This window comes from Pseudomonas sp. Sample_24 (assembly GCF_004307605.1).
GTDB lineage: Bacteria > Pseudomonadota > Gammaproteobacteria > Pseudomonadales > Pseudomonadaceae > Aquipseudomonas.
The window spans coordinates 1-10,617 of the sequence record NZ_RCNW01000407.1; the positions used below are offsets into that span (position 1 = coordinate 1).

Consider the following 10,617-nt stretch of genomic DNA (forward strand, 5'->3'; position numbering starts at 1 on the left):
CTGCGTCATCACGTGTTGTACCGCATCAGCCGTGAACAATGGCTGCAAACCTTGCATGGATAACCTGACACGGACGTTTACAATGGACCCCATGTTGGCCCGGGCCAGAAACTGAATCGACCGCTGCAGCCAAGACTGCGCGGTATTGCGTTGTGTGAGGAGAGTCTGAATGAGCCAAGTGTTGGAAGATCTGGTCGACCTGCTGACGCTGGAACCGATCGAGGAAAACCTGTTCCGTGGCCGCAGCCAGGACCTCGGGTTTCGTCAGTTGTTCGGTGGCCAGGTGCTTGGGCAGTCGCTGTCGGCGGCCAGTCAGACTGTGGAAGAGGCGCGTCATGTGCATTCGATGCACGGCTATTTCCTGCGTCCGGGCGACGCCGGTTTGCCAGTGGTTTACCAGGTTGACAGGGTTCGCGACGGCGGCAGTTTCAGCACGCGGCGTGTGACGGCCATCCAGAAAGGCCACCCGATCTTCACGTGCAGCGCTTCGTTCCAGTACGACGAAGAAGGCTTTCAGCACCAGAGTGAAATGCCACAAGTGGTCGGCCCGGAGAATCTGCCGTCGGAACTGGAGTTGACCCAGCAACGCGCGCACCTGATCCCCGAGAAAATGCGCGAAAAGCTGCTGTGCCCGAAGCCGATCGAATTCCGCCCGGTGACCGAGAAAGATCCCTACAACCCATTGCCATCCGACCCGATCAAATACGTCTGGTTTCGCGCCGACGGTGCCTTGATCGATTCCCCGGCACTGCATAAATACTTGCTGGCCTACGCTTCGGATTTCGGCCTGCTCGTGACGTCGATGCAGCCTCACGGCAAATCGGTCTGGCACAAGGACATGCAGGTCGCCAGCCTCGACCATGCGTTGTGGTTCCACGCCAACCTGCGCGCCGATGACTGGTTGCTTTACGCGATGGACAGTCCGTGGGCCGGCAATTCCCGCGGGTTTTCCCGTGGCAGCGTATTCAACCGCGCCGGACAACTGGTGGCCTCGGTCACGCAGGAAGGTTTGATCCGCCATCGCAAGGATTGGGCATGAGCCTGACCGACGTAGGTCATTGGGTGTTCGACATGGACGGCACCCTGACGGTGGCCGTGCATGATTTCGCGGCGATTCGCGTGGCATTGGCGATCCCCGCGCAAGACGACATCCTGACCCACCTGGCCGCGCTGCCCGCCGAGGAAGCAGCGGCCAAACACGCCTGGTTGCTGGAACATGAACGGGATCTGGCGCTGGGTTCGAAACCGGCGCCGGGCGCGGTAGAACTGGTGCGTGAGTTGGCCGGACGTGGTTATCGCCTGGGGATTCTGACGCGCAATGCCCGTGAGTTGGCGCACGTTACGCTCGAGGCGATCGGCCTGGCCGACTGCTTTGCAGTCGAGGATGTGCTCGGTCGCGATGAGGCCCCACCAAAGCCGCATCCCGGTGGTTTGCTCAAGCTGGCCGAGGCCTGGAGTGTGTCGACCAGCCAGATGGTGATGGTCGGTGACTACCGTTTTGATCTGGACTGCGGACGGGCAGCGGGGGCGCGTACGGTATTGGTGAATCTGCCGAATAATCCGTGGCCGGAATTGACCGACTGGCATGCGGTGGATTGTGTCAAGTTGCGGCAGATGCTTTCGGCTTGAACGCCTCATCGTGAGCAGGCTCGCCCTACAGTTGATCGCATTTCATTGTAGGAGTGAGCCTGCTCGCGATGGCGTCAAATCAGGCAACAAGACTCATCGCCCGAATAACGCCTTCTGCCCCTCAGGCGACGTAAACATCCCGTCCCCGTTATGCCCGACCCCGGGGACTTCAATCAGCTGTTGATCCAGCCCTCGCGGCTTCAACCGCTTCAGATAATTAAAGTAAAAACGCCCTCGGGCCAGGCGATTCGGGCCCTGGGCCTTGGCTTCGCAGCTTTTATCCAGCGCCGGATGGTTCGGGTCGATGTCCTGCTGCCCCAGTAAATAAACGACTTCACGCTTGAGGTACTTGTCCTGCAATTGCGCAGCGGTTTGTCCGTCGGCGTAGGCAGGTAGATCTGACAGGCCATACTTCCAGCGATTGAAGTCCGGGCACTTGGCATGGTTGAACGCTACCGGCCGGCGTTCATCGAAATAGGCATAGGAAGATGGGTTGGCGACCACGTAACGCAGCTTTACCCCGGCGCCTTCCAGTGCCGACTGATCGCGGCCCAGCAAAGCATAGTGCTGCACCACCTGTGCGCCGCCGGAGTGACCGGCGATCACGATTTCCTTCACATCCGCGAACTGCCGACGATCACTCAGCCGGGCGATGATTTCGTCCAGCGCCTCAAAGGAACTCATTCGAAACGGTGCCGTGGATTCACCGCCGGCCATCCATTCATTGCCTTGCCAGCGCAGGACGGTGTCAGCCACTGGGTGCTTTGCGACATCGGTTTCATCAAGGAACTGCGGGGCGATCACCAGGGTGGTTTCGCTTTGTCCGGCCAGTTCGGCAGCGCGCAGGCCGCTCTGCAGGTAGGTTTGCGCATTGCGCAACCGGCCATGGACGATGATCAATACGCGCTCTATTTTTGCCGGTGCCCGGCTGATGCCCACCGCCATTTCACCTGACTTCAACAGCAGGCGCCCGGGACTGAGCTCTTTGACCCCTTGCTCTTGAGCCTGGGACGTTGCACATGTGAACAGTAATACCAACAACCACTTCTTCATTTACAGATTTTTCGCCGCAAAGGTATCGCACTGGCCCACCTGGCCCTGAGCGAATCCGGTTTTGAACCAGCGCACCCGTTGCGCTGACGTACCATGGGTAAATGAGTCCGGCACGACACGGCCCTGACCCTGTTGCTGCAAACGATCGTCGCCAATGGCATTGGCAGCGTTCAATGCTTCTTCGATATCGCCCGGTTCCAGCCAGTTCAACCGTTGCTGCGCATGGTTGGCCCAGACACCGGCCAGGCAGTCAGCCTGGAGTTCCTGGCGTACCAGCAAACCGCCGTCGCCTTCCATTTGCCGACCCTGCTGGCGGGCTGTCTGAATTTTCGCGGAAACGCCGAGCAAGGTCTGCACGTGGTGTCCGACTTCGTGAGCGATCACGTAGGCTTGGGCGAAATCGCCAGCTGCGGAAAAGCGCTGTGACATCTCCTGGAAGAACGCCATGTCCAGATAGACCTTCTGGTCTGCAGGGCAATAGAACGGACCGGTCGCCGATGTCGCCATCCCGCAGGCCGAGTTCACCCGGTTGCTGAACAGCACCAGGGTCGGGTCCTTATATTGCCGCCCGCCCTGCTGGAAGATCTGCTGCCAGGTGTCTTCGGTGTCGCCAAGGATCGAGCGCACGAATTCGGCGCCTTCATCCGTGGTCGGTGGGGCTTTGCGGGTCTGGGTGGTGGCGGGCGCCGATGTGTCGCCCATCTGGCCGGCCAGTTGTCCGAGAATCTGCATCGGGTCCTGGCCGGTGATCCAGCCGATTCCGACAATCAATACGATCGCGGTCAGGCTCAAGCCCTTGCCGCCACCAAAGCGCATCCCGCCACCGCCGGCACCCTCACTACGGGCATCGACCACGTTGTCGCTGCGTCGGCCTTTTTTCCATAGCATGTGGGAATCCTCTGGTAATCCGTGCGATGAGTGTTGCTGCCAAGTGAGAGCCGCGCCAGTCCGGTCGTCCGGCTTTTCCTGCGCACGTCGGTGTTCCCGGCAATCCGTAACGGCTGCCGAGAACTGTTCAGGCTTGTATTGAACGCGGATAACCCATCGAATTCCGTTCTGCGATGGGTTTTTATCCAGAGGGTGATCGCCGGTCCCGCAAGTTATTCGTCGAACGCGTCCCACACGGGCGCAAAGTCCGGGCTGACCTGTCGCTGGCGTTTGGACAGGCTGGCGATCAAGGCACGGTCCTGATCATCCAGATTGATCGTGAATGCCGCCAGGTTCGCCAGCTGATTGGCCTCGGTGCTGGCCTTGGGAATGGCCGCGACGTTCGATTGATCCAGCAACCATTTGAGCGCGACCTGGGTTGGCAGTGCTCCGTGTTTGGCGGCGATCTGCTGGATAGCAGGGATATCCGACACCTTGTTCCGTGCCAGCGGTGTGTAGGCCGTCAACGCCATGTCGTGTTGGCGGGCGTAGTCGAGCAGTGCGTTTTGTCCGAGCAACACGTGGTATTCGACCTGAATGGCTGACAGCGGCGCGCCCAGTTCTTCGATGACTTTGCGCAACAGCGGTAGAGGAAAATTCGCCACGCCGATGTTGCGTGCCAGCCCCTGTTCCTTGAGCGCTACCAGGGTTTCAATGGTGCGTGGCAAATCCCAATCGGTACTGGGCCAGTGGATCATGAACAAGTCGACGTAATCGGAACGCAGGGCCTTGAGGCTGCGGTCCATGGAATGACGCATCGCATCGGGTTGCAGTTGGTCCCACCAGACCTTGGTGGTGATGTGGATCTGCTCGCGGGGTGTCGGACTGTTCGCCACTGCCTGCCCGACAGCGTCCTCGTTGTTGTAGCCGGCTGCCGTGTCGATATGCCGGTATCCGAGCGCCAGGGCCTGCTCCACGGCGCGGGTGCACTCATCTGCAAGCATTGGCCAGGTGCCGAGGCCCAGTTTCGGCATGTTCAGACCTTGTCTGTTAACGATGTGCTGCATGATCGATCTCCTTTTCAAAAGCAGTGACGCCTGCGATGTGGCGTGCGGCGATGTAACCGAAGGTCAGCGCCGGGCCGATGTTGATGCCGCCGGCGGGGTAATGGCCACCCATGATGCTCGCCATGTCGCCGCCCGCCGCGTAGAGCCCTTCAATGGCCTGACCGGCGTGGTCCAGAACCTGCGCATGCGGGTTGACCTTGAGTCCTGCGAAAGTGCCAAAGCTTCCGGGCTGGACCTTCACGGCATAAAACGGCCCCTGTTCGATAGGCGCGACACAGGGGTTGGGGTGTTGCGACGCATCACCTTGTTTGCGGTTGTAAGGCGTCGAGCCACGGCCGAATTGCGGATCTTCGCCATTGCGTGCGTGACGGTTGTAGTCCGACACCGTGGCGCACAAGCCGCTCGGATCAATGCCGCAGGCCGGCGCCAATTCCTCCAGCGTGTTACCGGTTTTCAGATAGCCACTGCGGATAAAGGATGTCAGCGGCACAGGAAATGGCCGTGAAATCCCCAAGCCGTAACGCCGCTGAAAACGATGATTGCAAATCAGCCAGGAGGCGACTTCTTCGCCTTGCGGCGCGGTGGCGACCATGGCCTTCACATAGTCGTAGTAACCGTTGGCTTCATTGACGAAGCGCTGGCCGTTGCTCAGTACGCCGATGATTCCGGGCTTGCCGCGCTCGATGATGTGCGGGAAATGACCAATGCTGCCGTCGCCGTGCGGCACTTGCGACACCGGTGCCCAGGCCACGGGAGAGGCCATCTCGGCATTGATTTGTGCGCCGACACTTTCACCCAGTCGCAGGCCGTCACCGGACACACCGAGCGGTGGCAAGGCCAGATGTTCATGGCCGGTCGGCGTGCGCGGAAATAGCGCTTTGCGCCGTTCGATGTCATTGGCGAAGCCGCCGGCCGCCAGCACCACGCCCTTGCGCGCCCGGATGCGCACCAAGCCTTTGCCTGTGCTGACGATCGCCCCGTGCACCTGATTGTTCTCACACAACAATTGGGTGACCGGCGCCGATTCCCAGAGCAATACACCGAGGTCTTCGGCAGACTTTGCCAGACGCGCCACCAAGGCCACGCCGTTGACCAGTTGCATGGCACGACCATGCACGGCGAGATCGAACAAATGCCGGGTGACGCGTCGGGTGACGTGCCACGCCGCTGACAGCGAGCGGGTCAGGTTGAGGAACGCCGTGAGGTCCGCGCCGGCCATGATCGGCATGCCCATGAAAGACGTTTCGCGCATTGTTTTACGTAAACGCTTGAGCAGTTTGCCGACATTTCTGGCATCAAACGGCGCTGCGATAACCGAGCGCCCCCCGGTCCCGGCACCAGGTGTGTCGCCGTGGATGTCGGCAATGGCATTGCCGTCGGCAAACTGCAACGAGGTGTGCTGTTCAAAGAACGCGACCATTTGCGGAGCGGCTTGAAGGAACGCGTCAATCATTGCCGGATCGTACTGGTCGCCCAATTCATGTTGCAGATAGGTGCGCGGTTGCTCAATGTCTTCGACGATGCCGGCACGCCGCGCCAATGGATTGCATGGCACCCAGGCCCAGCCTCCTGACCAGGCCGTGGCGCCGCCGAATACCGGGTCCTTCTCTACCACGATCACCTTCAGCCCGTGCCAGGCCGTAGTGACGGCTGCGGACAGGCCCGCCGCACCTGAGCCGACGATCAGCACATCGCAGTCGATGTCGGGAAAAATGTGCGAATCGGCAGGCATGGTGAGCACTCCGGTGTTGTTATTTTGGAATTTGATTCCAGAAAATATAAGAGTCTTCCTAAGGCGAGCAAGTGAAGGCTGCGTAAAGGGGGCGGTTATCGGACATACAGTTCCAGATTTCCCGTTCCGCGGGTTGTCTTCTAGAATCGAGCAAATTTTGCGTGGAAACTCCCATGGCCGGCAGTCAGATCGAACGTGTTTTCAGTGTGCTCGAAAGCCTCACCAGCGACCCTCGCGGTCTGCCAATGCAGACCTTGGCGGAGCAATTGGACATTCCCAAAAGCGCGACTCACCGCTTGCTCGCCGAGCTGATTCGGCTGGGTTACGTGCGGCAGAATCCGGAAAACTTGCGTTATCACTTGTCGACCAAACTGGTGGCCATGGGGTTCCGATACCTGTCGAGCAGCGGCGCCGACATTGTGCAGCCGGTGCTGGACCGGTTGGCACAGGAAACCGGTGAACTGGTGCGACTGGGGGTGATCGAGGGCGAGCGCCAGACCTGGATCGCCAAGTCCCAGGGGGCTCGCTCGGGCTTGCGTTATGACCCTGACATGGGTCGCGATGCACCCTTGTTTTATACCGCCTCGGGGCATGCGTGGCTGGCGTGTATGAGCGATGCCGAGGCCTTGTCGCTGGTGGAGCGCCAGGCGGCGGATCGGCCGCTGGAACCGGGGCCGAATGCGCCGCGTTCCAACATCGAATTGCTTGAGCGTTTGCGTCTGGCGCGGGAGCAGGGCTACGCCTGTGTCGAGGAAAGTTCGGCCGTAGGCACTTCAGCGATTGCCGCGGTGGTTCGCCATCCGGGGGACGGGCGGGTGATCGGCGTGCTCAGCATCGCCGGGCCCAGTGCACGGATGCCGGGCGCACGGTTGCATGAATTGGCGCCGTTGTTGTTGGCGTTTACCGAAGAGTTGTCGGCGGCGAGTCTGGCGTCGGAACTGTTCAGCTAAAACCGCCAATTGAGAAGCTGTGCGCTGTTCGAACACTTTCTGTACCGGTCTGTGTAAGATTGTGGAACTCGGTTCTAAATTAATGGAATTCATTTTTCCAACAAGAACCACAAGAGGACCGCATCTTGAATTCGCCCCTTCGAATCGCGTTGATCGGCGCCGGCAACATGGGCCAGCAGCACTACCAGCATTTGAACTCCCTGAGTGAAGCGATCCTGTGCGCCGTCGCTGATCCCGGGCCGCAAGCGGCCGCTCTCGCGGCGCAATGGGGAGTCGGTTATTTCGCCGATCACCGTCAGATGCTGGAGCAGGCGAAGCCAGACGCGGTCATCATCGCCAACCCCAACACGTTGCATGTCAGTACTGCGCTCGACTGTCTGGCGGCGAACGTGCCGGTGCTGCTGGAAAAACCGGTGGGTGTGCACCTCGATGAAGCCCGGACGTTGGTGGCCGCTTCGAAAGCGAGCGGCGTTCCGGTGCTGGTCGGCCATCACCGGCGTCACAATCCGTTGATCGTCCGTGCCCATGAACTTATCCACAGCGGCGCGCTGGGCCGATTGACCACGGTCACGGCGCTCTGGCAATTGCGCAAGCCCGACAGTTACTTCGAAACACCTTGGCGCCGCGAGGCGGGTGCAGGAATGCTGTTGACCAATCTGATCCACGACCTCGATCTGCTTCGGCATTTGTGTGGCGAGGTGCGCCAGGTGCAGGCCATTACCAGCAACGCAATACGCGGGTTTGCCAACGAGGATTGCGCGGCGGTGCTGCTGCAATTCGACAACGGCGCGTTGGGTAGCCTGACCGGTTCCGATGCGGTGGCCGCGCCCTGGAGTTGGGAGTTGGGTTCGGGGGAGAACCCGGTGTATCCACGTCAGGCCGACCAGCCGTGTTATTTATTGGCCGGGACCGGCGGCGCGTTGAGCATTGCGCAACTCAAGCGTTGGCATTACAACGAAGTCGATGGCGGTTGGCACCAACCGTTGCTCGAAGCTCAGGAAGATGTCGTTGCCGATGAAGCACTGCGTCTACAGTTGCAGCACTTCGTGCGGGTTGTGCGCCGAGAGGTCGAGCCGCTGGTGAGCGCCGCGGATGCCTCACGCACGCTGGCACTGATCGAAGCCATTCGCGAGGCCGCCGAAACCGGTCGTGCCTGCGCACCGTCGTTGATCGAGGGCTGACCATGAGCGAACGAATCTTTTCCCTGGCCAGTCTGACGGTGCTGGAGCTTTCACCGCCGCAGATGGTCGAAGTCGCGGCGCGGGCCGGTTACAGCCACGTCGGTTTGCGCCTGGTGCCGGCGACGCCGGAGGAACATCATTTTGCCTTGGTGGCCGATGGCGATTTACGCCGTCAGACCTTGGCCCGTCTGCGCGATACCGGCGTTCGTGTGCTGGATGTTGAAATCCTGCGTTTGAAACCGGACACCGTCGTCGCCGACTTCGAGAAAGTTCTGGCGGTCGGTGCCGAATTCGGCGCCAGTGAGTTGCTGGTCGCCGGTAACGATTCTGACGAGCAACGGCTGACAGAAAACTTCGCGCGGCTGTGTGATCTTGCAAAGCCCTACGGCCTGCATCCGCATCTGGAATTCATGCCCTGGACCGATGCGCGCAATCTGCAACAAGCCGTGCGTATCGTCGAGAATGCCGGGCGTGAAAACGGTGCGGTGCTGGTGGATGCATTTCACTTCGATCGTTCGGCATCGCAACTGGAAGATCTGGCCAGCGTTGCGCCTTCACGGTTACGGTATGCACAGTTGTGCGATGTTGCCGGGCCGCGACCGACCGACATGGCCGAGATTTTGCGTCAGGCGCGTAACGAGCGACGTTTTCCGGGGGATGGCGATTGTGATCTGCCGGGATTGTTGCGCTGTTTGCCGGCTAACATTCCACTGAGCCTGGAGATTCCCACTGTGCAGTTGCTGGAGCAGGGCGTGAGTGGGCTGGATCGGGCGCAGATGGCTTTGGATAAAACCCGGGAATTGCTGGCGCGGATTTGACTTGCTTTTGTGATGAGGGAGCTTGCTCCCGTTCGAGCGCGGAGCGGTCGCCGATGCTGTTTTGGGACTGCTGCGCAGTCCAGCGGGAGCCAGCTCCCTCGCCACATACCCATTTCACTAAGAGGCCTTCATGACCGTCAGCACCCCGCTCTCCGGCGTCAATCAGCCCTTCAAGGGGATCCTGCTGATCGTTGTCGCAACCTTCCTGTTTTCCAGTCACGACGCATTCTCGAAGTACCTCTCCGGTTTCTATCCGATTGTGATGGTGGTATGGGCGCGCTACGTGGTTCACACGTTGCTGATGGCCGGGATTTTCCTGCCGCAATCGGGGCTGCGGGTTCTGCGTACCAAACGACCGCTGCTGCAATTGATTCGCGCACTGTGCCTGTTGGGCACCAGCCTGTTTTTCACCACCGGGTTGATGTACATCCCGCTGGCCGAGGCGACGTCGGTCAACTTCCTGGCACCGGTGCTGGTCACCGCATTGTCGGTGCCGTTGTTGGGCGAGCGGGTCACTCGCGGGCAATGGCTGGCGGTGATCTTCGGCTTCATCGGTGTATTGATCATCGTTCATCCCGGCGGTGATTTGTTTACCCCGGCAGTGTTGTTGCCATTCTGTTCGGCATTGTTTTTCTGCTTCTACCAATTGCTGACGCGCAAGCTCAGCGAGATCGACAGCCCGACCACCAGCAACTTCTTCGCCGGCCTGTGCAACACTTTGGTGATGAGCGCGCTGGTGCCGTTCTTCTGGCAGACGCCGAGCCTGGCGCACGGCGCGATGATGCTGGCGCTGGGTGCCTGCGGGATGACAGCGCACCTGTTCCTGACCCAGGCTTTCCGGCTTGCTGCGCCGGCATTGCTGGCGCCGTTCAGTTACTGCCAGATCATCTTCGCCGGTCTGCTGGGCTGGTGGCTGTTTTCCCACACGCCGACCCTGACCACCGTGATCGGCATCGCCATTATTTGCTGCAGTGGCCTGGCAGCGGCCTGGCAGCAAAGTCGTCGCTGATAGCCCCTGAACAGCAGGCAAAAAAAAGCGCAGGCCCGATAGCGGGCCTGCGCCGAGGGAACATCAGTCTTCTACTGTCGGAATCTTGCGCGGTGCCATGAAGTACATCCAGGTCAGTGCAATGAAGTACATCGCCGGGATCAGGGTGAACAGCACGGTGTAGTTGTTGTTGGTGACCGTCAGGATGTGGCCGACCAACTGGGTCATGAACATCCCGCCAATGGCCGCACACATGCCGCCGAAACCGAACACCGTACTCATCATGTGCTTGGGCGTGTAGTCCATCACCAGGCTCCAGATGTTGGCGGTCC

At 60.3% G+C, this 10,617-nt stretch carries 10 protein-coding genes and 2 pseudogenes; 7 read left to right on the top strand and 5 right to left on the bottom strand.

Going from position 1 to position 10,617, the window contains the following annotated elements:
* From D8V06_RS23555 to D8V06_RS23565, 3 genes and pseudogenes are all read left to right on the top strand, one after another.
* A pseudogene (locus D8V06_RS23555) lies at positions 1–63 on the top strand (GNAT family N-acetyltransferase); the annotation flags it as partial.
* A 106-nt stretch (positions 64–169) separates the two neighbouring features.
* Positions 170–1,039: an acyl-CoA thioesterase II gene (gene tesB / locus D8V06_RS23560; RefSeq protein ID WP_056855718.1), complete on the top strand. Its 870-nt coding sequence runs from the start codon at positions 170–172 to the stop codon at positions 1,037–1,039.
* Positions 1,036–1,629, top strand: a complete 594-nt coding sequence (locus D8V06_RS23565) for an HAD family hydrolase (RefSeq protein WP_130931913.1) — start codon at positions 1,036–1,038, stop codon at positions 1,627–1,629. Before tesB ends, D8V06_RS23565 begins: the two co-directional genes overlap by 4 nt.
* Positions 1,630–1,722: 93 nt before the next feature.
* Here D8V06_RS23565 and D8V06_RS23570 read toward each other — a convergent pair whose 3' ends face one another.
* From D8V06_RS23570 to D8V06_RS23585, 4 genes are all read right to left on the bottom strand, one after another.
* On the bottom strand, positions 1,723–2,682 hold the full coding sequence (locus D8V06_RS23570) for an alpha/beta hydrolase (protein WP_130908440.1): 960 nt from the start codon (positions 2,680–2,682) through the stop codon (positions 1,723–1,725).
* Positions 2,683–3,570, bottom strand: a complete 888-nt coding sequence (locus D8V06_RS23575; RefSeq protein WP_130905839.1) for a neutral zinc metallopeptidase — start codon at positions 3,568–3,570, stop codon at positions 2,683–2,685.
* Between the two features lie 212 nt (positions 3,571–3,782).
* Positions 3,783–4,616, bottom strand: coding sequence for an aldo/keto reductase (locus D8V06_RS23580; protein WP_130931914.1), 834 nt, complete (start codon positions 4,614–4,616; stop codon positions 3,783–3,785).
* Entirely contained in the window at positions 4,600–6,348 is a 1,749-nt protein-coding gene (locus D8V06_RS23585; RefSeq protein WP_130931915.1) for an FAD-dependent oxidoreductase, read from the bottom strand. The genes D8V06_RS23580 and D8V06_RS23585 overlap by 17 nt, the downstream gene beginning before the upstream one ends.
* A gap of 173 nt (positions 6,349–6,521) precedes the next feature.
* On the opposite strand from D8V06_RS23585, the gene D8V06_RS23590 reads away from it, so the two are divergent.
* The 4 genes from D8V06_RS23590 to D8V06_RS23605 all read left to right on the top strand — a co-directional run bounded on the left by D8V06_RS23590 (position 6,522) and on the right by D8V06_RS23605 (position 10,306).
* Positions 6,522–7,298 (top strand): IclR family transcriptional regulator, encoded by a 777-nt coding sequence (locus tag D8V06_RS23590; protein ID WP_056855712.1) that lies wholly within the window; start codon positions 6,522–6,524, stop codon positions 7,296–7,298.
* Between the two features lie 125 nt (positions 7,299–7,423).
* On the top strand, positions 7,424–8,479 hold the full coding sequence (locus tag D8V06_RS23595; protein WP_130931916.1) for a Gfo/Idh/MocA family oxidoreductase: 1,056 nt from the start codon (positions 7,424–7,426) through the stop codon (positions 8,477–8,479).
* Positions 8,480–8,481: 2 nt separating this feature from the next.
* Complete coding sequence (locus tag D8V06_RS23600; protein ID WP_130905842.1) at positions 8,482–9,297, top strand: sugar phosphate isomerase/epimerase; 816 nt, start codon at positions 8,482–8,484, stop codon at positions 9,295–9,297.
* 130 nt (positions 9,298–9,427) lie between these two features.
* Complete coding sequence (locus D8V06_RS23605) at positions 9,428–10,306, top strand: DMT family transporter (protein WP_056855709.1); 879 nt, start codon at positions 9,428–9,430, stop codon at positions 10,304–10,306.
* A 63-nt stretch (positions 10,307–10,369) separates the two neighbouring features.
* On the opposite strand, the pseudogene D8V06_RS23610 reads toward D8V06_RS23605, so the two are convergent.
* Positions 10,370–10,617, bottom strand: a pseudogene (locus D8V06_RS23610) (MFS transporter); the annotation flags it as partial.